Genomic DNA, 26,895 nt, shown 5'->3' with positions numbered 1-26,895 from the left:
GGGTGTGTTTTTTTGCCCACACCGCAAAAACCATTCACAGGAATGAGGAGAGAGTATATGAAGTACGATTTTACCGCCATTGAGAAAAAGTGGCAGCAGAAGTGGCTGGAGGAGAAGCCCTTCACCGCCGTCACCGGGGACACCACCCGGGAGAAGTTCTTCGGCCTGATCGAGTTCCCCTACCCCTCCGGCCAGGGTCTCCACGTGGGCCATGCCCGGCCCTTCACCGCCATGGACATCATCTGCCGGAAAAAGCGGATGCAGGGCTACAACGTCCTGTTCCCCATCGGCTATGACGCCTTCGGCCTGCCTACGGAGAACTATGCCGTCCAGCACCACATCCACCCCGCCAAGGTGACCCACGACAACGTGGAGAACTTTGAAAAGCAGCTGCATATGCTGGGCTACTCCTTCGACTGGGACCGGACCGTCAACACTACCGACCCCGACTACTACAAGTGGACCCAGTGGATCTTCCTGCAGATGTTCAAGAAGGGCCTGGCCTACAAGGCCTCCATGCCCGTCAACTGGTGCACCAGCTGCAAGATCGTCCTGGCCAACGAGGAAGTGGTGGAGGGCGTGTGCGAGCGCTGCGGCGGCGAGGTCATCCGCAAGGAGAAGAGCCAGTGGATGCTGGCCATCACCAAGTACGCCGACCGCCTGATCGACGACCTGGACGACGTGGACTTCATCAACCGCGTCAAGATCCAGCAGCGCAACTGGATCGGCCGGTCCGAGGGCACTGAGGTGGACTTCACCGCCACCAACGGCGACAAGCTGACCGTCTACACCACCCGCTGCGATACGCTCTTCGGCGTGACCTATATGGTCATCTCCCCGGAGCACCCCTACCTCCAGCAGTGGAAGGACCAGATCCGGAACTGGGACGCCGTGTCCGCCTATATCGACGAGGCCGCCCACAAGTCCGACTTTGAGCGCGGGGAGCTGAACAAGGAAAAGACCGGCGTCCGCCTGGAGGGCATCGAGGCCGTCAACCCCGCCAGCGGCAAGCAGGTGCCCCTGTTCGTCTCCGACTACGTCCTTATGGGCTACGGCACCGGCATCGTCATGGGCGTGCCCGGCCACGACCAGCGCGACTGGGAGTTCGCCACCAAGTTCGGCCTGCCCATCATCGAGGTGGTCAAGGGCGGCGACATCACCAAGGAGGCCTTCACCCTCAAGGACGACACCGGCATCATGGTCAACTCCGGCTTCCTGGATGGCATGACCGTCAAGGAGGCCATCCCCGCCATGAAGAAGTGGGTCACGGAGCAGGGCATCGGCCATCCCAAGACCAACTTCAAGCTGCGCGACTGGGTGTTCAGCCGCCAGCGCTACTGGGGCGAGCCCATCCCCCTGGTGAACTGCCCCAAGTGCGGCTGGGTGCCCCTGCCGGAGGATCAGCTGCCCCTGCTGCTGCCGGAGGTGGACTCCTACGAGGTCACCGACACCGGCGAGTCTCCGCTGTCCAAGATGACCGACTGGGTCAACACCACCTGCCCCCAGTGCGGCGGCCCCGCCCAGCGGGAGACCGACACCATGCCCCAGTGGGCCGGCTCCAGCTGGTACTTCCTGCGGTATATGGACCCCCACAACGACAAGGCTCTGGCCAGCAAGGAGGCACTGGACTACTGGTCTCCCGTGGACTGGTACAACGGCGGCATGGAGCACACCACGCTGCACCTGCTGTACAGCCGCTTCTGGCACAAGTTCCTCTATGACATCGGCGTGGTGCCCACCAAGGAGCCCTATGCCAAGCGCACCAGCCACGGTATGATCCTGGGCGAGGGCGGTGAGAAGATGTCCAAGTCCCGCGGCAACGTGGTCAACCCCAACGACATCGTGGACCAGTACGGTGCCGACACCATGCGCCTGTATATCATGTTCATCGGCGACTTCGAGAAGGCCGCCACCTGGTCCAACGACGCGGTGAAGGGCTCCAAGCGCTTCCTGGACCGCGTGTGGAACCTGGCAGAGGCCGCCTCCGACAGCTACGACGTCACTCCCGCCAACGAGGCCATCATCCACAAGACCATCAAGAAGGTCACCGAGGACATCGACTCCCTGAAGATGAACACCGCCATCGCCGCCATGATGACCATGGTCAACGAGCTGGGCGCCAACGGCTGCACCCGGGGCGATGTGAAGTATCTGCTGCTGCTGCTCAACCCCTTCGCCCCCCACATTACCGAGGAGCTGTGGGAGATGCTGGGCTTTGCCAGCCAGACCGGCAAGATGTGCTGCCAGGCCCAGTGGCCCGTCTATGACGAGAGCAAGACCGTGGCCTCTACCGTGGACATGGCCGTCCAGGTGAACGGCAAGCTCAAGGGCACCATCACCATGCCCGCCGGCAGCGACGAGGCCGCCGTGGTGGCCGCCGCCATGGCTGTGGAGAAGGTCCAGAAGGCCACCGAGGGCATGAAGATCGTCAAGACCATCCTGGTCAAGGACCGTCTGGTGAACCTGATCGTCAAGCCCCAGTAAAGAGCCGCGGGCGGACGGACACGGGGATTCCGCAAATTTTCAACAAAATCCCTTGACAACGGCCGGCAAGGTCCGTATAATAGCTTTGTTAAAGCCATAGATTATGGCCCTTAAAGTATCCTGGATTGAGCCGGATACCTCGGAGGGAGGGAAATATAGATGTCTGAGATCCACGTGCGGGAAAACGAGTCCATCGACAGCGCGCTCAAGCGTTTCAAGCGCAGCTGCGCCAAGGCTGGCGTGATTGCTGAGGTCCGTAAGAGAGAGCACTATGAGAGCCCCAGCGTCAAGCGCCGGAAGAAGTCTGAGGCCGCTCGCAAGAACAAGAAGCGCTTCTACTAAGAACCGAAAAAACACCGTGCCGTTTGGCACGGTGTTTTTTTGCGCCCCGGACCGCCGGAAAAAAGCGATCCGGGGCAGTTTGTTTGGTTGACAGCAAACCGTATCATTGCTATAATACAGTTAGAAAGTGTACTACTTAAATAATACGGTTTTGAAAAGGGCGGTGAGACAGCGTGATCTTTGACGGCTTCGTGCCGGTGGAGGGCAGTCCTCTGTACCGGCAGATCATCCGCCACATCCAGCGGGGACTGGCGGCGGGCACCATCCGCTTCGGGGACGAACTGCCTTCCCGCCGCACGCTGTCGGCCCTGCTGGGGGTGAACCCCAACACCGTTCAGAAGGCCTACCGGATCCTGGAGGAGGAGGGGATCATCGCCTCCCACACCGGCGCCAAGAGCCTGGTGACGGCAGACGGAGAGACCGTGGAGCGGGTCCGCCGGGAACTGCTGGCGGAGGAGGCCGGGACCCTGGTCCGGGCCATGCGGCAGATGGGGGTCTCCCGTGAGGAGGCCCTGGCGGAGATTCGGCGGCTGTGGGACGCGCCGGAGACAGGAGAGGAGGCGGAACCATGAGACGGTATTGGTCGGTGATGCTGCTGGGCGCCCGGGGCGTGTGCGGAAAGCTGCTGGCGCTGCTGGCGGTCCTGGCAGCGTCGGAGGCGGTACTGGTGGCGCTGCGGGGTCTGCCTGCCGCCTGCCTGAGCAACCTGCTGCAAGGCAGCTGCCTGTCCTACGCTTTCCGGGCGGCGCTGCTGGCCCTGGCGGTGATCTGCTGCCTCTGGGGCAGCGATCTGCTGGGCGGCGTCCGCTGCCGGTACACGCTGGAGCGGCTGCGGGTGGGGGAGCTGACCGTGGTGGTGCTGTGGGGCCTTTGTTACGCCCTGGCCTTTCTGGTCCTGATGGGGTTCCAGCTGGTCTGCCTGTTGGCGGTGAGCCGGTGGTATCTGGCGGCAGGCAGCGGCACGGCCGGCCCGCAGTCCCTGTTTCTGGCCGCCTACGCCGACCCGCTGTTCCACGCCCTGCTGCCCCTGGAGGACTGGGGCCTTTACGTCCGCAACGGGATGTACGCCCTGTCTCTGGGCCTGTGCTGCTCCATGTGGTCCTTCTGGAGCCGCCGGAGCGGCTGGGGATGGGCCCTGTACGGCGTCGCCGCCCTGGCGGTGATCACCTTCCCCTCCGGGATCGGCAGTGAGAGCGGGGGACTGGTACTGGGTCTGGTGGCGCTGGCCGTTGCCCTGGGAGCGCTGGTGCCGGTGTGGAAGGAGGTGCGCCATGGCGAGGATTGACTGGAGAAACTGGGCGCCGCCGGGACGGGACGCCCGGGGAGAGGCTGTGAATGCCCTTGGTTGTCTGGCTATGGTCACGCTGCTGGCGTGGATCCTGTTTGCGATCCGCTATATGAGCGCCTGGGAGCGGCTGTTCCTCTGGGAAAACGGCGCCCGGGTCCTGCGAACCGGGGTGAAGATGCAGGATCTCCGTGAGATCATCGGCGTTATCCCCCTGGTCTTTTGGATACAGATCGGCTTGGCGGCGGTCACGGCGGCCCGCCATTACGCGGACCACTACCGGGAGGGGAGCCGGCCGGTGTACCTGATGCGGCGTCTGCCGGACCGGTGGGAGTACCACCGCCGGTGCCTGGCCATCCCGGCGGCCACAGTCGCTGCCACAGCGGTGCTGCTGGCGGGGTCTCTGGCGCTGTTCTATGGGGCCTATATGCTGTTCACCCCGGCGGCGTGCGTCGTCCCGGGGCAATGGGCGGAGATTTGGAGGGTGCTATGATCGAATTGAAGGAAGTCGTCAAAAGCTACGGCGCCAAGCGGGCCCTGGACGGCGTGTCCCTGACGATCCCACAGGGGGAGATCGTGGGACTGTTCGGAGAGAACGGCGCCGGCAAGACCACCCTGCTCAAGTGCATGCTGGGCCTGCTGCGCCATCGGGGGACCGTCATGCTGGACGGCGAACCCATCACCGGGAAGAACATCGCCCGGCTGTCCTTTGCCACCTGCGAGCACTCCTTTTTCCCCGGGCTGACCGCGGAGAACCACCGGGTATTCTATCAGGCGCACTTCCCGGCCTTCCGGGACAAGCGGTTCCGGGCGCTGATGGAGTTTTTCGAGCTGCCCTCCGGCAAGCTCCTGCGGCACTTCTCCACCGGCCAGAAGAACCAGTTCGAGGTCATTCTGGCCCTGAGCCAGGGGGCCGACTACATCCTCATGGACGAGCCCTTCGCCGGAAACGACGTGTTCAACCGGGAGGACTTCTACAAGGTGCTGTTGGGCATCCTGGAGCCCACGGAGACGGTGATCCTCTCCACCCACCTGCTGGAGGAGGTCCAGAACTTCATCGGGCGGGCGGTGCTGATCCGCCGGGGGAAGATCGTGGGGGACACCAGCATGGAGGCCCTGGAGGACTCCGGCCGGGATCTGATGACCTATGTGAAGGAGACGTACCACTACCGGCCCGACCGGGTGAGCCGTGCCCTGTCGGACCTGACGGAGTGAGGGAGGCAGCCATGCGGATCCGATTTTGTATACTGGCGGTGCTGGCGGCCCTGTCCGTGGGCGTCACCGCCTGGGCCCACGGAGCCGTTTACGCCCGGCGGGAGGCGGTGACGGCGGAGCGGCAGGTGCTTGCGGGGGACCCTGCCCGGGCGGAGGGCGTGACGCTGGAGGTGCGGACCACCCTGGACCGGCACCTGTTCTGGGAGACGGAGATCACTGCCGGCGCGGAGACCGTCAGTGACACGGCGTACACCTTCAGCTACCGGGAGCGGCTGCCTGAAAGCCTCCGGCAGCCGGACGGGATCTATCTGGACATCTGGGGCAATTTCGGCCCGACGGGCCGGGATGACGAGGTCGAGGATCAGACCGGGATGGAGAAGCCGTTCAACGACGTGGCCTCACGCTGTCCCGCCGGGACCACGGACTACACGGAGACCGTGCATCTGCGGGACTACTATGAGACGTATCCCCTCTTTCTACAGGACAGCATCGTCGATCTGCTGCCGGCGGCGGAGTCGTACAGCTTTGTGATCGAGGAGGGGGCGGAGTGGCCGGAGCAGCAGCTCCAGGAGCTGATGCGGACGTACTTTCCCATTCCGGTGCCGGAGGATGCCCTGCTGACGATCAGCATTGGCAAGGACGCCAAGGGGAACGTACAGAGCTGCGGCAGCGCTGGCTTCGAACAGCTCCCCGACCTCACCACATTCTCCGTGGTCCGGGAGGGCGGCGTCTACTTCCTCCTCAGCGGAAGCCAGGGAGAGACGCCTCTGGACACCAGTTTGTTCCCCCTGGGCTACGGGGTCTATTTCCTTCCCGTGGAACTGGAGAGCGCCGGAGAGGACTATGGGAAGGACACCTATGTGGTCCGGCTGGGCGACCCGGTCCGGGTCTGCCCCGTGGACCCGGCGGCCGCCGCCCAGGTCAGCCTCTGGGGCGGCGAGGAGGGCGAACTGTTCCTCTTCACCCGGCAGGAGGGCACCCTGACCCTGACGGTGCTGGACGGGACGGGCGCCGTCCTGGCGGATTTTCCGGTGCTGGAGGGGGCGGAGACGGGACCGGACCGGGTCTGGATCCGGGAGGACTACCTGGTGGTGAAGGCGGGAGACCGCTTCCGGGTGGTGGAGACGGCGGACCAGACCTTCCGGCCGGACCTGGAGGGCAGCTTCCGGCAGCTGCAGGAGGCGGGGCTCGACTTCACTTACGGAGAGACCACCATGGACTACGACGGGGAGCGTCTGGCCCTCGCTGGGCAGATCGGCTGGAGCTGCGCCAGCTTCCTGGCGCTGTACGGCGGGGATGGACTGGAATATCTGGGCACTTACACCCTCAGCCAGGACCGGGAAAACAGCTGTTGGATGGAGGAGACGGACCCGCTGACCGTCCGCCTGCCATAGGCGGAAAACAACCCAGAAGGCGGCTCCGGCGCAAGCCGGGGCCGCCTTTTTGCGCCGTCCCCCGGAGAAAGACGCTCCAAAAGTTTCCTTGTGATTTGCAACAAAATGCGAATTGATTTCCGGATGCTGTATGGTATGCTTATATAAAATGGCGTAAACGTTTGAGAAAGAATGGGATGCTGCCGTGAAAGTGGTTTTGGGGTATCTGAAGCCCTATACGGGCCGGGTGGCCGTGGGGGTCACCATCAAGTTCACCGCCGCGATCTTAGAGCTGGTGCTGCCGCTGCTGCTGGCCGCGGTCATCGATGACCTGGTGCCTGCCCGGGATCTGCCGGCCATCTGGCGGACCGGCGCTCTGATGGGCGTGCTGGCCTTTGCTGCCGCCGCCTGCAACATCACCGCCAACCGCATGGCCGCCTGGGTCTCCATGGAGGTGACCCGGGAGCTGCGCCGGGATCTGTACCGCCGGGTACAGGCCCTTTCCTGCGCCCAGATGGACCGCTTCTCCGCCTCCTCCATGGTGTCCCGGCTGACCAACGACACCTACAACGTCCACCAGATGTTCGACAAGGTCCAGCGGGGCGGCATCCGGGCGCCCATGCTGGTGCTGGGCGGACTGGTGCTGACCTTCCTCCAGCAGCCGGTGCTGGCCCTGGTCCAGCTGGCGGTGAGCCTGCTGACCTTCCTGACCATCACCCTGGTGACCCGCCAGGGCATCCCCTTCTACACCCAGGCCCAGCAGGCGGTGGACACGGTGGTCCGCATCCTGCGGGAGAATGCCTCCGGCGTCCGGGTCATCAAGGCCCTGGCCTGCCAGGGCCGAGAGCGGGAGCGGTTCGAGACCGCCAACCATGCCTCCCGCCGGGCGGAGGAGCAGGCTGGCTGGGTCATGGCCATGACCAATCCCATCACGGACTTCCTGCTGAATACGGGACTGACGCTGGTGGTGCTGGTGGGCGCTTTGTGGGTGGATGCCGGACGGATGCAGCGGGGCCAGATCGTGGCCTTTTTGACCTATTTCACCCTGATCCAGAGCGCCACGCTGGGCATCGCCAAGGTCTTTGTGCGCATCAGCAAGGGCGCCGCCTCCGCCCGCCGGATCCGGGAGATCCTCCAGGCCCCTCTGGAACAGACGGTGGAGCCTGCGGAGGCGGAGGAGGTGCGGCCCGGCATCCTGGGCATGGAGAACGCCACCTTCTCCTACCTGGGCGTGGAGCCGGACCTGGAGCAGGCGTCCTTCACCCTGGAGAAGGGACAGATGCTGGGCATCCTGGGGCCCACCGGCAGCGGCAAGACCACCCTGATCTCTCTGCTGCTGCGGCTGTACGACGCCGACGGCGGCGTGGTCTGGGTCGGCGGAAAGGATGTCCGGACCCAGGAACGCCGGGAATTGCAGACGCGCTTCGGCGTGGTGTTCCAGGGGGACACCCTGATCGCCGGCAGCGTGTATGAGAACATCTCCTTCCTGCGGGGCCTCAGCCGGGAGGCGGTGGAGGCCGCGGCCCGCACCGCCCAGGCCTGGGAGTTCATCGAGACGCTGCCCCAGGGGCTGGACACCCGCGTGGACCTGCGGGGCGCCAACCTCTCCGGCGGCCAGCGGCAGCGGCTGCTGATTGCCCGGGCCCTGGCGGGTGATCCGGAGATTCTGATTCTGGACAGCGCCGACAGCGCCCTGGACTACCGGACGGCGGCGGCCCTGCGGGCGGCGCTGCGCCGGGACATGCCGGGCGTGACGCTGGTGGTGATCTCCGAGCGGGTCTCCTCCGTCCGGGAGGCGGACCGCATCCTAGTGCTGGAGAGCGGACGCATCGACGCCCAGGGCAGCCACCGTGAGCTGCTGGAGACCTGCGCGCGCTACCGCCAGATGGCGGAGCTGCAGATGGGGGAGGGAGCGGTATGAAAAAGCATCTGCTGCTGCGGCTGGGCCGCTTTCTGCGCCCCTACCTTCTGACCCTTGCGGGCATCACGGTGCTGATGGTGTGCGCCAACCTGCTGACGCTGACGGTGCCGCTGCTGTCCGGCTGGGCGCTGGACGCCGTGGGTACGGAGCCGGGAGGCGTGGACTTTCCCACTGTGCTGCGCAACTGCGCCGGGATGCTGGTCTGCTGCGCCCTGGCGGCGGGGCTGAACTATCTGGTCTCCGCCAAGCTGATCCAGGTGGGCCAGGCCGTGTCCTACGACCTGCGGAAGGCCGCCTTCCACCGGATGAGCGAGCTGCCGGTCCAGTATTTCGACACCCATCCCGCCGGGGATCTCATCAGCCGCATCTGCTACGATGTAGACACGGTCAACGCCACCCTCTCCACAGACCTTTTGCAGATCTGCACCAGCCTGCTGACGGTGGCTGGGTCCTTTGTGATGCTTCTGGTGCTCTCGCCCCGGCTGGCGGTGGTGTTCTTCGTGACGGTGCCGCTGTCCGCAGTGCTGACCCGGCTCCAGATGCGGCGGATCCACCCCCTGTTCCGGCTGCGGTCCAGGGAGTTGGGCGCGCTCAATGGCTTTGCTGAGGAGCGCATCGGCCGCCAGCGGGCCATCCGCACCTACGGCGTGGAGGCCGAGGACCTGCGTCAGTTCGAGGAACGCAACGACGAGGCCTCCCGGGCCTACTACCGGGCGGACTGTGCCAGCGCCTCCCTGGGCCCCTCCGTCAACTTCATCAACAACCTGTCCCTGGCGGCCATCAGTGTGTTCGGCGGACTGCTGTTCATCGGAGGGGGCATCTCCATCGGCAGCCTCACTTCCTTTGTGCTGTACTCCCGGAAGTTCTCCGGTCCCATCCGGGAGGCCGCCAACCTGCTCAGCGACCTCCAGGCCTCCGTGGCGGCGGCGGAGCGGGTGCTGGACCTGCTGGACCAGGAGCCGGAGCCGGCGGATCCGCCGGGGGCCCTGGACCCGGCGCATCTGGAGGGAGCCATCTCCTTCCGGCATGTGGAGTTCGGCTACGACCCGGACCGGCCGGTGCTGCGGGATTTCACCGCCGACGTCCCTGCCGGCAGCATGGTGGCGGTGGTGGGCACCACCGGGGCGGGCAAGACCACCCTGGTGTCGCTGCTGCTGCGATTCTACCAGCGGCAGGGAGGCGACATCACCGTGGACGGCCGGCCGCTGGAATCCTACGCCCGGGACGGCCTGCGCCGTCGCCTGGCCATGGTGCTCCAGGACACCTGGCTCTTCGGCGGCACCATTGCCGAGAACATCGCCTACGGCACGCCGGGCGCCACCCGGGAGCAGATCGTGGAGGCTGCCAAGGCCGCCTGTATCCATCGGTTTCTCATGTCCCTGCCGGACGGCTACGACACCGTCCTCACCGACGAGGGTGCCGGCATCTCCAAGGGCCAGCGGCAGCTGCTGGCCATCGCCCGGTGCTTCCTCTCCAACGCCGATGTGGTCATTATGGACGAGGCTACCTCCGACGTGGACACGGAGACGGAGGAGCAGATCCGCGCCGCGCTGGAGCGGCTGCGGCAGGGGAGAACCTGCTTTGTCATCGCCCACCGGCTGGTGACGGTCCGCAAGGCGGATCAGATCCTGGTGCTGGACGGCGGCCGCGTGGCGGAGCAGGGGACCCATGATCAGCTGCTGAAGCAGGGAGGAATTTACGCAAAGCTGTATAAAGCGCAGTTTTCATCGTAATTTTTCACGAAAACGTATTCGATTTTGACAAAGTTTACAAGTGAAGTGAAAATTGAACTCAAAAAAAGTGCATAAAAAGCGTAGAACTCATTTATGCTTTTTATATGAAAATTGTTAAAATCCATAAAAATTTTGTAAACAAAATAGCAAAAATACGAATTGACAAATCCTTGAAAAGAATTGATAATAGTTGTAGAAGGAGCGCAAACGTTTGCGAATATGGTTTTTCTGCAAACGGGGACGCAAAATTTGAAAAATGGATGTGAGAGAAGCAAGGAGAAAAAACCGGTCGGCAATCCGACAGCTATCAGAAAGAGGTGTTATCGTGTCAAAGAAAGCCCTCCCCCGTAAGCCGCTGACAAAGAAGCGGCTGAAAAATCTGATCTTGAATGTGGTCACAAACCCGTTCAACATGGTCGTGCTGGTGAGTCTGGTGATCTTGTTCTGCCTGATCATCATTCCTCTGCTGACCATGATCTCCACCACCTTCACCGCGGCGCAGGCCGAAGTTATGCGGCGAAGAATCGAAGACGCTCAGGTGGGCGACTTCACCCTCTATTATTGGACCTATATGCTGGCCAGCAGCATGTCCAAGTCGGTCCTGTGGGAGCCCCTGCGCAACTCGCTGCTGATCGGTGCGTGCGTGGTGGTCATCTCCGTGCCGCTGGGCTCCGTGCTGGCGTGGCTGATGGTCCGCACCGACATCCCCGGCAAGAAGGTCCTGAGCATGCTGGTGATCATCCCCTACATGATCCCCTCCTGGACCAAGGCTCTGAGCTGGCTGGCTGTGTTCCGCAACGCTACCTCCGGTGCCAACGGGTTCCTGGCCGGTATGGGACTCCCCATCCCTGACTGGCTGGCCTACGGCCCCATTGCCATCATCCTCTGCATGTCCATGCACTATTACGCATTTTCCTATATCATGGTTTCCGGCGCCCTTCGTTCCATCAACTCCGAATTGGAGGAGATGGGTGAGATCCAGGGTGCCAGCAAGCCCCAGATCCTGCGCCACATCACCCTGCCGCTGATCATGCCCTCCATCCTGTCGGCCATGATCATGACCATCAGCAAATCCATCGGTACATACGGTGTTGCGGCCAACCTGGGCAACCGCATCGGCTTCTACACCCTGGCCACCAAGATGCGCGTGTTCATCGACCAGGGGCCCCAGGGCGTCGGCTATGCCATGAGCCTGGTGCTGGTGGGCCTGGCCGCGGCCATCATCTTCTCCAACCAGAGAGTGGTGGGTGTCCGCAAGTCCTATGCCACCGTGGGCGGCAAGGGCGGCCGTCATACTCTGATGCCTTTGGGCAAGGCCAAGAAGCCCCTGATGGCGTTCCTGGTCGTGTTCCTGTTCCTGGCTATGGTAATGCCCATGTTCGTGCTGATCATGGAGACCTTCCAGATCACCACCGGCAACGGCTATGGCCTCGACAACCTGACCCTCTACAACTGGATCGGCACCGTGGACCAGGCGGAGAAGTATACCAACACCCCGGGCATCTTCCGCAACAAGGACTTCCTCAACGCCCTGTGGAACACCGTGCGCCTGACCCTGATCGCCTCCATCATCACCGCTATCTGCGGCCAGTTCCTGGGCTATATCAGCTCCCGCGGCCGCGGCAAGTGGTACGGCAACCTGACGGAGCAGCTGGTGTTCGTGCCCTACCTGATGAGCGGCATCGCGTTCTCCACCATGTATTTCGCCATGTTCTCCGTGCCTCATCTGGGCGGCTTGATTCCCTCCCTGTATGGTACCTTTACCCTGATCGTTCTGACCTCGGTGGTCAAACACTTCCCCTTCGCCAGTAAATCCGGTACGGCCAACATGCTGACCATCAGCGTGGAGCTGGAAGAGGCGGCAGATATTGCCGGCGCCAGCTTCTGGAAGCGGATGGCCTCCATCATCGTGCCGCTGGCGAAGAACGGCTTCATCTCCGGCTTCATGCTGACCTTCATCTCCATCGCCAAGGAGCTGGACCTGATCATCATCATGATGACTCCCACCACCCGGACCATGTCCTATCTGGCCTTCACGTATTCCCAGGATGGCTACAACCAGATGGCAGACGCCATCTCCGTGGTCGTGCTGCTGTTCATCCTGGTGTGCTACATCATCGCCAACAGGTTCGGCGCCGATATCGGCAAGAGCTGGGGCTGATCCCAGGAACCGGACCCTGACCGTTTTATGACAGAACAGAAAGGATAAGGCGAACCATATGAGTCGTATTGAATTAAAGCATATTGATAAATTTTATGGCGATAACCACGTTCTGCGGGACATCAACCTGACCATTGAGGACGGCGACTTCATGACCCTGCTGGGCCCCTCCGGCTGCGGCAAGACCACCACGCTGCGCGTGGTGTCCGGCCTGGAGCGTCCCCAGAACGGCACCATGACCATCGACGGCGTGGAGATGATCAACGCCGATGACGCCTACTATGCCGAGCCCAGCAAGCGTGGACTGAACCTGGTGTTCCAGTCCTACGCCCTGTGGCCCCACATGACCGTTTACAACAACATCGCCTTCGGCCTGAAGATTCAGAAGATGGCCAAGGATGAAATCGACAAGCGGGTCATGAGCGCCCTGAAGATGATGCGGATCGAGCAGTACAAGGACCGCTATCCCACTGAGCTGTCCGGCGGCCAGCAGCAGCGCGTGGCCATCGCCCGCGCCGTGGCCTCCAGCCCCAAGCTGCTGCTGCTGGATGAGCCCCTGTCCAACCTGGACGCCAAGCTCCGTCTGGACATGCGCGCCGAGCTGCAGCGCCTGCACAAGGAGCTGGGCACCACCATCATCTACGTCACCCACGACCAGGTCGAGGCCCTGACCATGTCCACCAAGATCGCCCTGTTCAAGGAAGGCGCTCTGAACCAGGTGGCAACGCCTCTGGAGCTGTACAACAACCCCATCGACCTGGAGGCTGCCGACTTCATCGGCAACCCCCGCATCAACCTGCTGGATGGCAAGGCCGAGATGAAGAACGGCCAGCTGGTGGTCAAGAGCGATCTGGGCGGCCACACCTTCCCGGGTAAGGATCTGACCGACGAGGAGTTCCCCAAGAGCGGCGAGTTCGACTGCGTGCTGGCCATCCGGCCTGAACAGGTCATCATCTCCCGGGAGCCGGTGGACGGCGCCATTCCCGTCACTGTCTACGCCAGCCAGCCCGCTGGTTCCGAGACCATCGTTACGCTGGTGGCCGGACAGGATGAATTCCTGTCCAAGGAGATCGGCCAGGCTCACTACGAGTTGGATCAGAAAGTCTGGGCCATCATTGACCAGGACAAGATCAACATTTACAACAAGGCAACCACCCGTCTCATTAAGCGCGCGGTGTGACCGCGAGTTTATAGATCGCGAGTTTCAGCCAGACACCCAACAACAAATATGCGAAAGGAGCACATTGAGATGAAGATGAAGAAACTCTTTGCGTTGCTGCTGACAGCGGCTATGGTTCTGAGCCTGGTTGCCTGCGGCGGAGGGAACGACACTGCTGCCGGTACTGGCGACGGCGGCGAGGATGCTGCGGCGTCCGAGCTGACCCTGGGTTATGATTTTGCCACGGATACCGAGCATTTCGGTCCTGTTTACGACGAGTGGAGCGACTTGACTGACGACGAGCTCTACGCCAAGGCCCAGGAAGAGGGCGGCACCATCACCGTTTATGCCACCTCTTCCAAGATGCTGAAGGTTGTCGAGCCCTTCCTGGAGGACTATCCCGGTCTGGACGTGGACGTCATGGACCTGGACTCTGACGAGGTGCTGAGCAAGGCCGAGATGGAGCATGACAGCGGCAACATCACCGCCGACGTGCTGCAGACCAAGGACGTCAACGGCGCCGTGTTCTATGAGCACTATCAGACCGGCATCTTCGAGCCCTACTATCCCTCCGATATCTGCTCTCACATCGACGAGGACCTGCTGAAGTACAGCCTGCCTCTGTACAGCTCTCAGTCCTTCTGGTATTATAATACCGCCGCGTTCCCCGATGGCCAGCCCATTACCAGCTGGTGGAACATCATTGAGAAGAACGACGACGGCAGCCAGAAGTATCAGATCTTCTGCAAGGAGATCGGCACTGAGACCGCGTACCTGTCCCTGTTTGCCAGCTTCATCGTCAACGCCGACCAGATGGAGCAGGCCTATGAGGATACCTACGGCGAGCCTCTGGAGTATACCTACGACGCCTCTGATTTCGCCTTCGAGGTGCCTGAGAACAACGCCGGCGTGGAGTACATGTGGCGGTTCAGCCAGCTGAAGATGACCTTCATCGACGACGGCGATGAGCTGGCCCTGGCCGTTCACAACTCCACCGCTGACAAACCCGCCCTGGCCCTGGCCTCCGCCGGCAAGATCGAGAACCGTGATGCGTCCGGCTACGACATCGCTTGGTGCATCGGCTTGACTCCCTATACTGCTCTGCTCAACTGCGAGTCCCTGTTTGTGGCCGCCGGCTGCGACAACCCTGCCGGTGCCCGCCTGTTCATCCGCTACGTCCTGGGCGGCGCTGACGGTACTGCTGCCGGTTATGAACCCTTCCAGAAGGAAGGCAACTGGCCCGTCCGTGACGATATGACCAACGACAAGAACCCCGCTCAGCTGGATGAGCTGGGTGCCATTGAAAACGACTTCGGCGCGATCTATTCCATCTTTGCCGACTGCCAGGACATGTGGACTTACTGGCTGAACCAGAATCCCAATATGTAATTCGTCCCACGGCGGCTGCTGTGTGACCAAGGAAACTGCGGGGGCGGGCATACGCCCGCCCCCGCACAGTCAATAGAAGGAGGCGACCGCCGTGCAGAATCGAAAACTGGAACAGCTGCGGCAGGAGGAGCGAAACAGAGTCTGGAAGGAGCGAGGAGACCGCTTTTGGGGTGCGTTCCTGTTCACCAAGGACGGCAAAGTGAAAAGTACGCTGCTGTTGTATTCCTTCTGCCTGAGCATGGTGTTTGTGGTGATTTACGCCGCAGCCTATGTGAGCTTGATCAACCTCCTTCATCCGATGCTGGAAGGGGCCCCTACGGCATGGATTAACTTCGTGGAGGCGGCCGTACCTACCCTGGTGGGGACGGCTGTGTGTTGTTTTGCCTGGTTCCTCCCGGAAAAGCGGATGCTTCTGTCTGCTTACCTGTGGCTGGCGGCACTGGCTGTTGCGTGTCTCGTGGCTATGCTAATCATCCTGGGCGGAGATTTCCAGGCGCAAATGCTGTTCCTGCAGTTCTTTGGGCTGTTCGTACCGGCACCCATCCTCCTGGGAGGGGGACTGTCGCTGTGGCTGTACCGCCGGTATCAGCGGCGCAGGCCCATCCTTGACAACAGGAGAATCGAAAGGACTGTGAGACAATGATCAACACCGTATTGTTTGATATGGGAGGGACCCTGGAGGATATCTACTCCGACGCGGCGAGCAAGATGGCCGCGGCCCAGGGCGTCCTCCGGATCCTGCGCAGCCACGGTGTGGACGTCCGGGTGGACGAGGACACCGCTCTCCGGATGCTGACCGAGGGCTGGAACCGGTACGCCGCGTACCGCAATCCCTCTCAGCGGGAGCTGAAGCCGGAGGAGATCTGGGGCGATTATGTGCTGACGGACTTCGGCCTGGATTTCGAGACGGTCCAGCCCTTCGCAGAGGAGTTGGCCCATATGTGGGAAGTGACCCACTATTACCGGAGCCTGCGGCCCCGGGTCAAGGAGATGCTGGAGGGATTGAAGGGCCTGGGCATGAAGCTGGGCGTCATCAGCAACACCGCCAGCTTGTATCAGGTCTACGAGATCCTGAAGGAATACGGTATCCGGGAGTATTTCCAGGATGTGACCCTCTCCTCCGTGACCGGCTACCGTAAGCCTGACCCCAACATCTTCAAGGTCTCCCTGTACCAGGTCCAGTCCGACCCGGCGGAGTGCGCCTATGTGGGCGACACCTTCTCCCGGGATGTGATCGGCCCCCAGAACATGGGCTTTGGGATGACCTTCCACATCCACTCCTTCCTGACGGCTTCCCGGGATACGGACATCCCCGACACGGTGAAGCCCACCTATTCCATCCAGGACATCTATGAGGTCTATACCATCCTGCGGGATCTCAAGCAAGGAGAGGGTGTCCGCCCGGCCTGATGCGAGCAGGCGGCCTTTGAATCTGAATGATCTGCGGGAGCCGGCAGTGCCGGCTCCCGCTTTCCGCTGTCCGGAGAAAAAACGGGAACAGCAGAGCCCCGGAGGAGCTGTGGCTCCTCCGGGGCTCTGCTGTGTTCAGGAAGGGAAGGAAACTATCCATTCATTATGCGTACTGCGTGCCGGTGCCGTCCACCATGGCGTCGTAGCCCCGCTTGACCTTGTCGTAATTCTTGTCCCGGTCCAGGACCACGCCGCGGCCGGCGCCGTCCACCACCAGGCCCAGGCCGATCTCCTCCAGCTTCTGGTCCAGTTCGCCCAGCAACTTGGGAGCGGAGCCGGGCTCCGTGGAGCGGCCGTCGAAGATGATGTGGAAGTAGACCTGCTCCAGGCCCTGCTCCTTGGCCATGGCGCAGATGGACAGGGGATAGTCGATGCAGCCGTGGGAGGACTTGTAAGTGAGATAAGCCAGCAGATGCAGGGAGGAGTGGTTCTTCTTCACGTGCTCCACGGCCTCCAGGAACACCGGGTTGCGCTGGAAGCTGCCGTCCTTGACAGCGGCGTCCAGGCGGACGTCGTCCTGCATGACGCAGCGGCCGGCGCCCAGGTTGGAGTGGCCCGCCTCGGAGTTGCCGGCCTTTCCGGCGCCCAGGCCCACGTGCTCACCGGAGGCGTGCAGCTTGGACCAGGACTGACCCGCCAGCAGGCTGTCCCAGTAGGGTGTGTCGGAGATGTGGATGGCGTCGCCCTCGTCGCCGGGGCCCAGGCCCCAGCCGTCGCAGATGATGAGGAGCATCTTGCGGTCCTTGCCCCAGTCACGGCCCTCCGCCAGGGACTTGCCGGTCATGACAGCAGGCTGGGGGATGCCCATGACGTCCAGCACCGTGGGGGCCACGTCGCTGAGGGCGCCGTCCCGCAGCTGGATGGGCGTGGGATCGGCGGGGTCCATCATGACGAAGGCCACCAGGTTGGTGGTGTGGGCGCCGTCGGACTTGCCTGCGGCAGTATAGAGCTTTTCGATGTTGCCGTGATCGGCGGTGACAGCCACCACATAGCCCTTGGACAGGGCGTCGCCCACCACCTTTTCCAGGGCCCGGCTCACATGGGCGCAGGCCTCCAGCTTGGCGGCGGTGTTCTGGGTGTGGCCGATGACATCGCCGTTGGCGAAGTTGGTGACGATGAAGTCGTACTTGCCCAGGGCGTCGGTCAGGGTGTCGGTGACCTTGGGCAGGGACAGCTCCGGCTGCTGGTCAAAGTCGATGCCCTTGGGGGAAGGGATGCAGATGTCGTCCTCGCCGGGGAAGGGATTGTTCTCGCCGCCGTTGAAGAAGAAGGTCACATGGGCGAACTTCTCGGACTCGGCGCAGTGAAGCTGGGTCTTGCCGGCCTCGGAGAGGACCTGGGCCAGGGGCTTTTCCACGTGCTCCGGTGCAAAGGCGATGGGCAGGTCCTTGAACTTGTCGTGATACAGGGTCAGAATGGAGAAATCCAGGTTGTTGAGCTTGTGGATGTCCACGGCGCTGAAGTCCTTGTCGGTGAACATCTCCGTCAACTCGATCTCCCGCTCGCCCCGGCGGCAGCAGAAGATGACAGCGTCGTTGTCCTGGATGCGGCCCACAGGGACGCCGTTCTCCGTCAGGACCATGGGCTCCAGATGATAGTCGTCCTGGCCCAGTTCATATGCCCGCTTGACGGCCTCCGCCAGCTGGGCGCCGCCATGGTTGATCTGAGACATGGGTGTACCTCCTTGATATAGATGTGAAGTCAAAGGGCTTTACTGCCCGTCGGTGGGAAGGACCAGCTTGTCGACGGCCACATGGCCCCGGGCGGGGAAGATGTCCAGCAGCTGCGGGAAGGTGTAGACCTTGACGTCGGGCATGTTTTCCTCCGTCAGCTTCAGGGGCTTCTTGGGGTCGTACTGCACCGTCACGGTCATGCCGAAGGCGCAGGCCTTGGCGCCCACGATGTCCCGGTTCAGGTTGTCGCCCACGTAGCAGCAGTTTTCCGGCTGGGCCTGGACCTCGTCCATGGCATAGTAGTAGATGGCGGGCCCGGGCTTGCGGACGTAGGTGATGGAGGACTGCTGGACGGTCTTGAAGTAGGGCCGCAGGCCGTCGGCGTCCAGCCACTCGTCCACCTCCCGGCGGCCCACCAGGTCAGAGATGATGCCCAGGGTGTAGCCTCTGGCGCACAGCTCCTTCACGGTTTCTGCGCCGCCGTCCACCACGGTGCGGATGCCCTTGGTCTGGCGGTACTGATAGGTCAGCTCCCCGGCGTTTTTCAAGATCAGGTCCCGGTCGCAGTCGTAGGCCAGCCAGCGGGTCCAAAGGACCTCCTCCGGCGCCTCGCACATGAATTTCAGGGCCCACTCCCGGTACTTGTCGTAGCGCTTGTCGATCACGGTGTCGAACCAGGCGCAGGGGTCCTCTACCTGCACGCCGCACAGCTCCGCGATTTTAGTCTTGGCGGCGGCCAGATAGGCGGGGTCCTCCTTGATGACCCGGAAGGTGCCGCCCAGGTCGAAAAAGATAAAGCGGATATCAGTATTCATAGCTCCAGCCTCCTTTGCTGATGCCGTCCCTTTGCGGCGGGCGGCAGGCCGGGCTCCCTCCGGCAGGGAGGGGCAAAAGATCGCGGTTTCAGAAACCAAGAAGCGCTGAAAGCTTGCTCAGCCTGCCGAAAAAGCGTTTCGGCAGGCTGAACCGTCTCAGTTCAAGGCGGGCAGAAGATCCAGGATCTCCCGGAAATCGGAGATCACCGCGTCGGGGCGGACGGGTCCGCCGACATCCACCGGATGCTTCTTCTCGGGCGAGCGGAAGATGATGTTGCAGCCCACACCGGCCTCCACGGCGCCGGTCAGGTCCCGCTTGACATTGTCGGCCACGGACACGCAGTCCGCCAGATCCACGCCCAGCTCCCGGGAAGCGATGCGGTAGATCTCGGCGCCCGGCTTGCGCAGATGGCACACGGAGGAGAGAACCACGCTGGAGAAGTACTGGTCCAGACCGTCCTCCTCCAGCCAGTCGGGCACCTCGTTCTCGCCGATCAGGTTGGAGATGATGCCCAGGCGGTAACCCCGCTCATGGAGGGTACGGAGGACCTCCTCACCGCCGTCCACTACCACCCGGCGGCCCTTGGTCTGCCGGTACTGGAAGGACAGCTCGTGACAGACCTGGGCGATGCGGACCGGGTCATAGTCCGGAAGCAGCCACTTGCACCACAGCTCCTCGTCGCCGGACTCCTTGAATTCGCCCAGCGCCCACTTGCGGTAGGGCTCGTAGCGCTCCTCCACCAGCTGGTAGAACTCCTCATAGGGCAGGTCCGTGCCGGCGATCTCCGCCATTTTGCGGCGGGCGTGGCGCATGTAGGGCTCGTCGTTGAGGGCGATGCGCAGCGTGCCGCCCAGGTCAAAAAATACCGCCTTGTAACGCTTCTTCAGTTCCATATCAGGACGCCTCCTCAATTTCTGGCAGGAAAGATATCCAGCAGCTGGCGCAGACTGGTGATCACATGGTCGGGGGTGAACTCCTTACCGGTGGCCTTCTCCATGTTCAGAGTATCCGGCTCATCGATGCGGATCATCATGGCGAAGCCCGCGGCCTGGGTGCCCTCCACGTCACGGACCGGGTTATCGCCCACATAGGCGCACTGGGCCTCGGGGGAGCCGATACAGCGGCAGGCCAGGTGATAGATGGCCGGATCCGGCTTGCGCAGGCGGACCTTGGAGGAGAGGATGGTGGTTTTGAAGCACTGGGCCACGCCGTCGGCGGCCATCCAGTCGGGGATCTCGGTCTCGGTGACGGTGTTGGCGATGATGCCCAGGGTGTAGCCTCTGGCGCACAGCTCCTTCAGGGTCGCCACGGCGTCGGGCCGGGCCACCCGGCGGCCATCGTGGTCCCGCCACAGGCGGGTCAGCCGGGGCGCGTTGGCGAAGATCATGTTGGTGTCGTAGTCCGGCAGCATGTACTGGGTCCACAGCTCGCCCTCGGAGGCGTCCAGCAGTGTGGACTTGGATAGCTTGCGGTAGGCATTCCACCGCTCCTCCAACTTGGCGAAGAGCTCGTCGTGGGTCTCCTTGGTCTGGATCAGCTCCATCAGGTCCGCTTCCGCCTTGTCGATGAACGCCTGGTCCTTCAGAACGATACGAAGGGTATTGCCAACGTCAAAAAAGATGGTCGTGATATCGGGTGTCATGACAGTCTCCTCCTATTTTGATATTTGAGCGGCGGTCCAGACCTCCGGTCCGCGCTCCATGAGCAGCCCACGCCCCGGCGGGCAGGCCGCCGCGGCGCAGGAGTGTGCAGGATGTCTCCGGAGGGGATGGCAGGTGCCGCCGCGGAAAGAAGGAGCCGCCGGTTGCAGACCTTGGGGAGGGTCCGCACGGGCGTTCCGGGATAGCACTTTCCGGAGAGCTTGCAAACGTTTGCGCTCTTTACAACTTCATTTTAGGCTAAACTGCCCCGCTTTGTCAATATAGCAAATGCCAAAGTGTGAGAGCATTTTTCGGTTTTATGACCAATAGTTCAAAAAAAGCAGAATGATGTTGACATTGACAGAGAAATTATATATGCTTTTGTATAGAAAAAACGTAAAAGAGCGGTTTCGGACCTGGCTGAAGAAAACAGCTGGAAACGTTTGCGGCCGATTGCACCGCAGCCGCTTCGAAAAGGACGATGGGCGATGAAAAGTGTGACTTTGAAGGACGTGGCCAGGGCTGCCGGAGTTTCCTATGCCACGGTATCCAGGGCGCTGTCCGGCAGTTCGCAGATCGGAAGTGATACCCGGGAACGAATCATCAAGCTGTGCGATGAGATGGGCTATACCACCAACTATGTGGCCCGGTCCATGGTGATGAAGAAAACGGACCTGATCGGCCTGGTAGTCCCGTCCATCGACAGTGAATTCATGTCTCAGTTGGCCCACTATGCGGAGATGAGCGCCCGTACCCACGGATACAACATCATGCTGTGCAACTCCGGTCCGGATCTCAAACAGGAAAAGACGGTGGTGAAGCTGCTGCTGGGCCGGAAGGTGGACGGCATCCTGATCGTGCCCCAGAGCCCCAAGACCTACGAGAACATCCAGGCCTATACCGACCAGGTCCCTACAGTGTTTCTCAGCGAGAGCCTGCGGGACCAGCCCCAAAGTTATGTATCCGTGGACAATAGTCTTGGCACCTTTCTTGGGATGGAATACCTCTATTCCCTGGGGCATCGGGATATTCTGTACTTTGGCCGCCGCCACTCCACCACGCATCAGCTGCGGGCGGAAGGGTATATCCGCGCCTGTCAGGAGATGGGACTCAAGCAGCGGTTTTTCAACAGCGAGTATTCCCGTTCCTCGATCGAAAATGGCTATCAAATGGCCAAGGAGCTGTTCTCCCAACCCATTGACTATACCGCCATTTTTGCCTCCACAGATTCCAACGCCCTGGGCCTTCTGAAGGCTGCGGACGAGCTGCATATTGCCATTCCTGAGCGGCTGAGCCTGATTGGCTTCGATAATATTCCCGCCACGGCTTTGCCCCGGATTGATTTGACCACCATTGAGCAGCCCATGCGGGCCATGGCGGTTCAGGCGGTGGATATGCTGCTGGACAAAATCGAGCGGGGGACCCAGGGATATGTCCATCAGATTATGACACCCAGTCTTGTCAAACGGGGCACCTGCCGCTCGCTGCAGTAAAAATTTCTTCATAATATCGCAAAAAAGCACCGCTTACGCGGTGCTTTTTTGCGGCGGCAGAGCCGTCGGGGTTAGGAGAAAAGAAATGGAAGAATCAAAGTTTCACAATGATATCCAGCAGGATATCGGCGCTGGCGTCGCCCTTGTCGGAGGCGTGGTTGAGGTGGCTGTATATCTCCCGGTATTTCAGGATGCGGCGGAAATCGTCCCCGGCAAACAGCTCCGTCATGGATTTGTGGAACTGGACGTTAAGCGTGTTTTCCAACTTCTTGACCCGGGTGGCTTCCTGGTAGACTTTGGCGTGGTCCTTCTCCAGATTCTGCACGCACAGCAGAAGTCCATCCGCCATCTGCAGCAGGGTATTGGACATGGTGATCAGGTGTTCGTCAGGCGGAATCTCATAGATCCGCAATTCCTTCACCGTGGTCCAGGCGTAGTCGGCCAGATCGTCGGCGGAGGAGGACAGCCGGAACAGGTCCTCCCGGTCGATGGGGGTGATGAAGGTGCGATTGATGTCCTCAACCAGCTCCCGGCGAATGGCATCGGCTTCTTTCTCCTTCACTTTCACGAAGTCGCCGTTTTCCTGAGTGGGGTCCTCACAATAGCGGCACAGAGCCGCCACTGCGTCCCGGATGACGGTGACCTGCTGGATCAGCAGATGATAAAAGTTGAGACCTTCTTTCCGTTTGAACATACGGGGAGACCTCCTTCGATCAGTAAATCACAGAGAACAGGAAAAACAGTAACGCGCCCAGAGAGCCGGCGATGGGGATAGTGATGAACCAGGACAGCAGGATCTTGCCGGCCACGTTCCAGCGGACGGCCTTGTAGCGCTCCGCCGCGCCCACGCCCATGATGGAGGAGGAGACGATCTGGCTGGCGGATACCGGCGCGCCCAGCAGGGAGGAGGTCAGGATTACGGTACCGGCCGTCAGCTGCGAGGCAAAGGAGTGGATGGGCTGGACCTTATAGATACCGGTGCCCACCGTCTTAATGATCTTGAAACCGCCGAAGGCGATTCCGCAGGACAGGCACAGAGCCGCACAGACAATGGCCCAAATGGGAATACTGGCCTCCGCACCGCCGTAGATCCCCATGAGGATCAGCACGATGCCGATGGATTTTTGAGAGTCGTTGAAGGAGTGGTTAAAGGCCAGAAAGGTCATGTTCAGCCACTGTGCGTATGTAAAGAATTTGTTGACGCCAACTCCCGCGTGAAGGGTCAGGGCCAGCAGCAGCTTCAAAATCAAAAACCCCAGCACGAAGCTGACCGCAGGGGTCAGGAAGATCATCAGAACGACCTTCCCCCAGAAATAGGACCATGAGATGGCGCCGGTGCCGAAAGCGGCGATACCGGCGCCCACCACACCGCCGATCAGCGCGTGGGATGAGGACGCGGGGATGCCGAAGCGCCAGGTGGTCAGATTCCAGAGGATCGCCGCCAGGATGCCCGCCGTGATGAATGCCAGGGCGGTGTCTCTGCTGCCGGCGTCGGTGTAGAAGGCTTTGCCCACCAGTTTCTGAATGGTGTTGGAGACACTGGAGCCGACAACCAGAATGGCAAAGGGAGAGAGAAATTCCACCACTGCGGCCCAGGCCAGAGCGGGGTTAGGGCGCATGGAGCGGCTTGCGATCAGCGTGGCCACCACATTGCAGCCGTCATGGAATCCGTTGACATAGGTAAAGACGAAAATCATTCCGGTCAGCAGAATAAAGGAGATCTCCGACGGCACGGTAGGCACTTCCTTTCCCGCAAATAGCGCAAACGATTTCAAATTTATTTTAGGGATCTGCCTTGCGTTTACTTATTTTATTATGAATATTAGTGTGAATTATGTCAATATGAACTTGAAATTATATGGCAACTTTTACAAAAGCGTCAACTAATAAAGGCGGGCGCTGTAAAAATTTACGATATAAAACTCAAACGTTTGTATTATTAACGGATGCTTAGCAGCAATTGGGCAACCAGCTTTCCCCAATTCAAAATGGATTTTAGGTCTGAGAGGGAACGGCAGGATGCAAACAAAAATGCCCCCGGCAGCGGAAGCTGCCGGGGGACCGTTACAGACTGCGGATCTGGTTCTGAATCAGAGTGCCCACCGTGTCGGCGAACTGATCCAGGGAGCGGATGCGGGCGAAGTCCCTGCCGTAGATGGTGTGGGCGGCGGGGATGTCCCCGTCATCTCCGGTGAATACGCACAGAACGGAGATGTCCCGGTGCAGCAGGGAACGGACCTCGGCGGCGGTGTTGGTGACGCCGGCGCTGTCGCAGTAGTCGGCGTCGCCCTCCGGCAGCTTCAGCTTGCGGATGTCATGGGGCTTGGCGTCGGACAGGAGGATCACCATGCGGTGCTCGCAGGGGGAGTCCTCCATCTCCTTGCCAAGGATCCGGATGGCCAGGCCGTCCCGATTGCAGCCGGTGGTGAAGTAGCGGAAGATCCGCTCGTTTTTATCGGTTTCCCGGTAGTCCCGGTAGCGGGTCAGGATCGTGTAGCCGCTGAGGGAGCAGAAGGCGGATACCCGCACCGGGATGCCGCAGCGGGTCAGGCTCTCGGCGATCATGTAGCCCTGGGCCGCCACGATCTGCTGGCGGTTGACCTGGGAGTTGGAGGCGTCCAGCAGGATGTCCACACTGAGATCACCGGGGTCGGTCCGCAGCACCCGGGTAAAGACCTTGTCATCATCCAAGTATAGCCCCCGCCACAGCCGTCCGGCGTCCAGGGTCCCGGTGGCGGAGCGGACCGTCACCGGCTCCAGATGGGTCAGCAGGGCGTTGTAGATCCGGGCGGTGAGCCGGTTGACGCTGTTGCGGTTGCGGACAATATCGGCGTAGTAGAAGGCGCGGTTCTTCTCCATCTGCTTCAGCGCGGCCTTGCGCTGAGCGCCCACATAGCCCTTGGTGCCCTTTTCCAGGACGTTGCTGCCCCGGGAGTAATACAGGTGACAGCCGCTGTGCTCGTCTATGCACAGCTCCTGCTCCAGCAGCTTGGTTTTCTGCTCGTCGTACAGAGGCTGGCCGAAGTAGGTGCGGATGTATTTTTTCAGAGCGTTCTGGTCCGTGGAGGACAGGCCCGACCAGTTGAGATAGGTCTGGATCTCCTGGGTGTCGCCGGCGTTCTCCTCCGCCAGGTGCTCGCCGTAGCCGAAGCCAAACTGCCGCACCGGGGTCAGCTGGCTCTTGGCGGCCTCCCGCCGCCCGAAGAGGAAGTGATGGCGGCGCTTTTTCCGGGCCGCTTCCTCCTCCTTGGCCGCGCCGGGGACGAAGCCGAAGTAGTCCCGCAGAAAGCCCAGTGCCCGGTCCGCCAGGGCGTCGCCGTCCTCGTCACCGGGGAACTCCAGGGCGTTGAGGATCTCCAGCTCCCGGTCGCCCAGCCGGGGCTCCTCTCCCAGGACTCGCTGGAAGTGGGCCCGTTCCACCGTGGCCAGCAGCCAGTCGTCCTGCTCCGTCACCTTCAGGCCCAGCACCTCCCGGGCGTGGCGCCGCCGCAGATAGGGCAGGGCGGGGCGGTTGGGAGCCTCCCGGGCAAAGGCGGCGTTCTCCAGGCCCAGCCAAACCAGCTGCTCGTACAGTCCCTCTTTCTCACACCCGTGGAAGGCGGCGAACAGCCGCTCCATGGCCTCCGCCCCGTAGTTCTTCCGGACGGCGCCGATGATGCTGTTCCAGTACAGGTCCGCCCGGCCCTCCCGGTCATAGGCCTTGAAGTCCGGCTCGTAGCCATACTCCTCGGCGGCGTTCCAGATCAGGTTCCTGGCCCGCCGCTTTTCGCTGTCCCGAATGTCCATGTCAGTTGAACACGTCCTTGGCAGAGAGGTCGTCAGGCAGGCGGGTGCGGATCACATCCTGGACCAGCTGGCGCTCAAAGTCGTCGAAGGACTTGTTCACCAGGCCCAGCTCCAGCGCCCGGCCGGCGGTGAGGCCCGCGGCCATGAGGTGCACGGAGGCCATGAGGCCCCGCAGATCCAGGGGTTTGGTGGACAGCTCGCCGCCGTCGCACTTCTTCTGGATGTCCCGGAACAGCCCGGCAAATTGCAGGGCATAGTCGCTCTTGAGTCGGGGGAACTCCCGGGTCAGCAGCTTCTGGAGGCCGTCCTCCGAGATGGCGGGCATATCGATCACCACGAAGCGGGAGGTCAGGGCCTCGTTGAGCTCCCGGGTGCCGGCGTAGCCGTAATTCATGGTGGCGATGAAGCGGGTGGCGTCGTGAAGGGGGATACGGTCGTAGCCGGGCATATCGATGCTGCGGCGGAAGTCCAAAGTGGCGTGGAGCACCGCCAGGGACTCGTTCTTGGCCATGTTGATCTCATCCAGGACGCCGAAGCCGCCCTTTTCCGCGCACTGGTAGATGGGGCCCTTGCGCAGCTTCACCTGGCCGGCCTCGAAGGTGTCGGTGCCCAGTAGGGTGGCGGCGTCGGTGTTGATGTACAGGGACACGTCCCAGCTGGGGCGGCCGAAGGCGGCGGCCAGGTTTTCGGCCAGCACGTTCTTGCCGGTGGCCTTGGGGCCCACCAGCAGCAGGTTTTCCCCGCACAGCAGCGCGGTGATGGCCTCCTCCCAGATGTCCTTGCCGTAATAGAGATACCGAGGATCCGGCACCCGGCGCCGCAGGCTTTCCTCCGGCGGGAACTGGGCCCGGAAGGCCGCCACCTGCTCGATGAGCCCGGCGTCCACACCCTCATTTTTCAAAAATTCCAGCATATCCAGCATGATGGATACCTCCGTTGTTCGTACTGCCTAACA

23 protein-coding genes are annotated in these 26,895 nt (G+C 61.9%); 15 read left to right on the top strand and 8 right to left on the bottom strand.

Features of this window, described 5'->3' with window-relative positions; genetic code table 11:
- The first annotated feature begins 57 nt into the window (after nucleotides 1-57).
- The 14 genes from leuS to ACVDHE_RS14780 all read left to right on the top strand — a co-directional run bounded on the left by leuS (nucleotide 58) and on the right by ACVDHE_RS14780 (nucleotide 16,472).
- Nucleotides 58-2,484: a leucine--tRNA ligase gene (leuS, locus tag ACVDHE_RS14845; RefSeq protein ID WP_458885003.1), complete on the top strand. Its 2,427-nt coding sequence runs from the start codon at nucleotides 58-60 to the stop codon at nucleotides 2,482-2,484.
- A 159-nt stretch (nucleotides 2,485-2,643) separates the two neighbouring features.
- Nucleotides 2,644-2,826, top strand: a complete 183-nt coding sequence (gene rpsU, locus ACVDHE_RS14840; protein ID WP_213038730.1) for a 30S ribosomal protein S21 — start codon at nucleotides 2,644-2,646, stop codon at nucleotides 2,824-2,826.
- Nucleotides 2,827-2,999: 173 nt separating this feature from the next.
- Nucleotides 3,000-3,398, top strand: coding sequence for a GntR family transcriptional regulator (locus tag ACVDHE_RS14835; protein WP_213038729.1), 399 nt, complete (start codon nucleotides 3,000-3,002; stop codon nucleotides 3,396-3,398).
- On the top strand, nucleotides 3,395-4,111 hold the full coding sequence (locus ACVDHE_RS14830) for a hypothetical protein (RefSeq protein WP_458885002.1): 717 nt from the start codon (nucleotides 3,395-3,397) through the stop codon (nucleotides 4,109-4,111). Before ACVDHE_RS14835 ends, ACVDHE_RS14830 begins: the two co-directional genes overlap by 4 nt.
- Nucleotides 4,098-4,604 carry a hypothetical protein gene (locus ACVDHE_RS14825; protein ID WP_213038727.1) on the top strand — a complete coding sequence of 169 codons (507 nt, stop codon included), beginning with the start codon at nucleotides 4,098-4,100 and terminating at the stop codon, nucleotides 4,602-4,604. Before ACVDHE_RS14830 ends, ACVDHE_RS14825 begins: the two co-directional genes overlap by 14 nt.
- Nucleotides 4,601-5,326 carry an ABC transporter ATP-binding protein gene (locus ACVDHE_RS14820; protein WP_325227165.1) on the top strand — a complete coding sequence of 242 codons (726 nt, stop codon included), beginning with the start codon at nucleotides 4,601-4,603 and terminating at the stop codon, nucleotides 5,324-5,326. The genes ACVDHE_RS14825 and ACVDHE_RS14820 overlap by 4 nt, the downstream gene beginning before the upstream one ends.
- An 11-nt stretch (nucleotides 5,327-5,337) precedes the next feature.
- Nucleotides 5,338-6,720 (top strand): hypothetical protein, encoded by a 1,383-nt coding sequence (locus ACVDHE_RS14815; protein ID WP_458885001.1) that lies wholly within the window; start codon nucleotides 5,338-5,340, stop codon nucleotides 6,718-6,720.
- A gap of 184 nt (nucleotides 6,721-6,904) precedes the next feature.
- Entirely contained in the window at nucleotides 6,905-8,620 is a 1,716-nt protein-coding gene (locus tag ACVDHE_RS14810) for an ABC transporter ATP-binding protein (protein ID WP_458885000.1), read from the top strand.
- Nucleotides 8,617-10,353, top strand: coding sequence for an ABC transporter ATP-binding protein (locus ACVDHE_RS14805; RefSeq protein ID WP_458884999.1), 1,737 nt, complete (start codon nucleotides 8,617-8,619; stop codon nucleotides 10,351-10,353). Before ACVDHE_RS14810 ends, ACVDHE_RS14805 begins: the two co-directional genes overlap by 4 nt.
- Before the next feature lie 325 nt (nucleotides 10,354-10,678).
- On the top strand, nucleotides 10,679-12,514 hold the full coding sequence (locus ACVDHE_RS14800) for an ABC transporter permease (protein WP_458884998.1): 1,836 nt from the start codon (nucleotides 10,679-10,681) through the stop codon (nucleotides 12,512-12,514).
- Nucleotides 12,515-12,572: 58 nt separating this feature from the next.
- Complete coding sequence (locus ACVDHE_RS14795) at nucleotides 12,573-13,694, top strand: ABC transporter ATP-binding protein (protein WP_458884997.1); 1,122 nt, start codon at nucleotides 12,573-12,575, stop codon at nucleotides 13,692-13,694.
- Between the two features lie 69 nt (nucleotides 13,695-13,763).
- Nucleotides 13,764-15,062, top strand: coding sequence for a hypothetical protein (locus tag ACVDHE_RS14790; RefSeq protein ID WP_458884996.1), 1,299 nt, complete (start codon nucleotides 13,764-13,766; stop codon nucleotides 15,060-15,062).
- 91 nt (nucleotides 15,063-15,153) lie between these two features.
- Nucleotides 15,154-15,705 carry a hypothetical protein gene (locus ACVDHE_RS14785; RefSeq protein ID WP_213038720.1) on the top strand — a complete coding sequence of 184 codons (552 nt, stop codon included), beginning with the start codon at nucleotides 15,154-15,156 and terminating at the stop codon, nucleotides 15,703-15,705.
- Nucleotides 15,702-16,472 (top strand): HAD family hydrolase, encoded by a 771-nt coding sequence (locus tag ACVDHE_RS14780; protein WP_458884995.1) that lies wholly within the window; start codon nucleotides 15,702-15,704, stop codon nucleotides 16,470-16,472. Before ACVDHE_RS14785 ends, ACVDHE_RS14780 begins: the two co-directional genes overlap by 4 nt.
- Before the next feature lie 163 nt (nucleotides 16,473-16,635).
- Here the strand turns inward: ACVDHE_RS14780 and ACVDHE_RS14775 are convergent, their stop codons facing one another.
- The 4 genes from ACVDHE_RS14775 to ACVDHE_RS14760 all read right to left on the bottom strand — a co-directional run bounded on the left by ACVDHE_RS14775 (nucleotide 16,636) and on the right by ACVDHE_RS14760 (nucleotide 20,663).
- A complete protein-coding gene (locus ACVDHE_RS14775; RefSeq protein ID WP_458884994.1) occupies nucleotides 16,636-18,204 on the bottom strand; it encodes an alkaline phosphatase family protein in 1,569 nt (522 codons plus the stop codon).
- A 39-nt stretch (nucleotides 18,205-18,243) separates the two neighbouring features.
- A complete protein-coding gene (locus ACVDHE_RS14770; protein WP_458884993.1) occupies nucleotides 18,244-19,020 on the bottom strand; it encodes an HAD family hydrolase in 777 nt (258 codons plus the stop codon).
- A 156-nt stretch (nucleotides 19,021-19,176) separates the two neighbouring features.
- Complete coding sequence (locus ACVDHE_RS14765) at nucleotides 19,177-19,914, bottom strand: HAD family hydrolase (RefSeq protein ID WP_213038716.1); 738 nt, start codon at nucleotides 19,912-19,914, stop codon at nucleotides 19,177-19,179.
- Nucleotides 19,915-19,928: 14 nt separating this feature from the next.
- Nucleotides 19,929-20,663 (bottom strand): HAD family hydrolase, encoded by a 735-nt coding sequence (locus tag ACVDHE_RS14760; protein ID WP_458884992.1) that lies wholly within the window; start codon nucleotides 20,661-20,663, stop codon nucleotides 19,929-19,931.
- 486 nt (nucleotides 20,664-21,149) lie between these two features.
- On the opposite strand from ACVDHE_RS14760, the gene ACVDHE_RS14755 reads away from it, so the two are divergent.
- Complete coding sequence (locus ACVDHE_RS14755) at nucleotides 21,150-22,154, top strand: LacI family DNA-binding transcriptional regulator (protein ID WP_458884991.1); 1,005 nt, start codon at nucleotides 21,150-21,152, stop codon at nucleotides 22,152-22,154.
- Between the two features lie 94 nt (nucleotides 22,155-22,248).
- Here ACVDHE_RS14755 and ACVDHE_RS14750 read toward each other — a convergent pair whose 3' ends face one another.
- The 4 genes from ACVDHE_RS14750 to ACVDHE_RS14735 all read right to left on the bottom strand — a co-directional run bounded on the left by ACVDHE_RS14750 (nucleotide 22,249) and on the right by ACVDHE_RS14735 (nucleotide 26,862).
- The gene (locus tag ACVDHE_RS14750) at nucleotides 22,249-22,848 is read right to left on the bottom strand and encodes a DUF47 domain-containing protein (protein WP_458884990.1); all 600 of its coding nucleotides are present in this window, start codon (nucleotides 22,846-22,848) and stop codon (nucleotides 22,249-22,251) included.
- Nucleotides 22,849-22,867: 19 nt separating this feature from the next.
- The gene (locus ACVDHE_RS14745; protein WP_458884989.1) at nucleotides 22,868-23,887 is read right to left on the bottom strand and encodes an inorganic phosphate transporter; all 1,020 of its coding nucleotides are present in this window, start codon (nucleotides 23,885-23,887) and stop codon (nucleotides 22,868-22,870) included.
- A 331-nt stretch (nucleotides 23,888-24,218) separates the two neighbouring features.
- A complete protein-coding gene (locus tag ACVDHE_RS14740; protein WP_458884988.1) occupies nucleotides 24,219-25,940 on the bottom strand; it encodes a vWA domain-containing protein in 1,722 nt (573 codons plus the stop codon).
- 1 nt (nucleotide 25,941) lies between these two features.
- Nucleotides 25,942-26,862 carry an AAA family ATPase gene (locus tag ACVDHE_RS14735; RefSeq protein WP_442873626.1) on the bottom strand — a complete coding sequence of 307 codons (921 nt, stop codon included), beginning with the start codon at nucleotides 26,860-26,862 and terminating at the stop codon, nucleotides 25,942-25,944.
- Between the last annotated feature and the right edge of the window lie 33 nt (nucleotides 26,863-26,895).

It is taken from the genome of Dysosmobacter sp. Phy, assembly GCF_054476235.1.
The sequence above is the reverse complement of the archived record's forward strand: the minus strand, read 5'-3'. Positions and strand labels throughout refer to the sequence as shown.

Coding starts and splice junctions, on each gene's coding strand:
- ACVDHE_RS14825 (WP_213038727.1), top strand. CDS start 4,098: ATGGCGAGGATTGACTGGAGAAACTGGGCGCCGCCGGGACGGGACGCC.
- ACVDHE_RS14750 (WP_458884990.1), bottom strand. CDS start 22,848: ATGTTCAAACGGAAAGAAGGTCTCAACTTTTATCATCTGCTGATCCAG.
- ACVDHE_RS14755 (WP_458884991.1), top strand. CDS start 21,150: ATGAAAAGTGTGACTTTGAAGGACGTGGCCAGGGCTGCCGGAGTTTCC.
- rpsU (WP_213038730.1), top strand. CDS start 2,644: ATGTCTGAGATCCACGTGCGGGAAAACGAGTCCATCGACAGCGCGCTC.
- ACVDHE_RS14775 (WP_458884994.1), bottom strand. CDS start 18,204: ATGTCTCAGATCAACCATGGCGGCGCCCAGCTGGCGGAGGCCGTCAAG.
- ACVDHE_RS14795 (WP_458884997.1), top strand. CDS start 12,573: ATGAGTCGTATTGAATTAAAGCATATTGATAAATTTTATGGCGATAAC.
- leuS (WP_458885003.1), top strand. CDS start 58: ATGAAGTACGATTTTACCGCCATTGAGAAAAAGTGGCAGCAGAAGTGG.
- ACVDHE_RS14760 (WP_458884992.1), bottom strand. CDS start 20,663: ATGACACCCGATATCACGACCATCTTTTTTGACGTTGGCAATACCCTT.
- ACVDHE_RS14735 (WP_442873626.1), bottom strand. CDS start 26,862: ATGCTGGATATGCTGGAATTTTTGAAAAATGAGGGTGTGGACGCCGGG.
- ACVDHE_RS14820 (WP_325227165.1), top strand. CDS start 4,601: ATGATCGAATTGAAGGAAGTCGTCAAAAGCTACGGCGCCAAGCGGGCC.
- ACVDHE_RS14830 (WP_458885002.1), top strand. CDS start 3,395: ATGAGACGGTATTGGTCGGTGATGCTGCTGGGCGCCCGGGGCGTGTGC.
- ACVDHE_RS14780 (WP_458884995.1), top strand. CDS start 15,702: ATGATCAACACCGTATTGTTTGATATGGGAGGGACCCTGGAGGATATC.
- ACVDHE_RS14805 (WP_458884999.1), top strand. CDS start 8,617: ATGAAAAAGCATCTGCTGCTGCGGCTGGGCCGCTTTCTGCGCCCCTAC.
- ACVDHE_RS14740 (WP_458884988.1), bottom strand. CDS start 25,940: ATGGACATTCGGGACAGCGAAAAGCGGCGGGCCAGGAACCTGATCTGG.
- ACVDHE_RS14770 (WP_458884993.1), bottom strand. CDS start 19,020: ATGAATACTGATATCCGCTTTATCTTTTTCGACCTGGGCGGCACCTTC.
- ACVDHE_RS14815 (WP_458885001.1), top strand. CDS start 5,338: ATGCGGATCCGATTTTGTATACTGGCGGTGCTGGCGGCCCTGTCCGTG.
- ACVDHE_RS14765 (WP_213038716.1), bottom strand. CDS start 19,914: ATGGAACTGAAGAAGCGTTACAAGGCGGTATTTTTTGACCTGGGCGGC.
- ACVDHE_RS14790 (WP_458884996.1), top strand. CDS start 13,764: ATGAAGATGAAGAAACTCTTTGCGTTGCTGCTGACAGCGGCTATGGTT.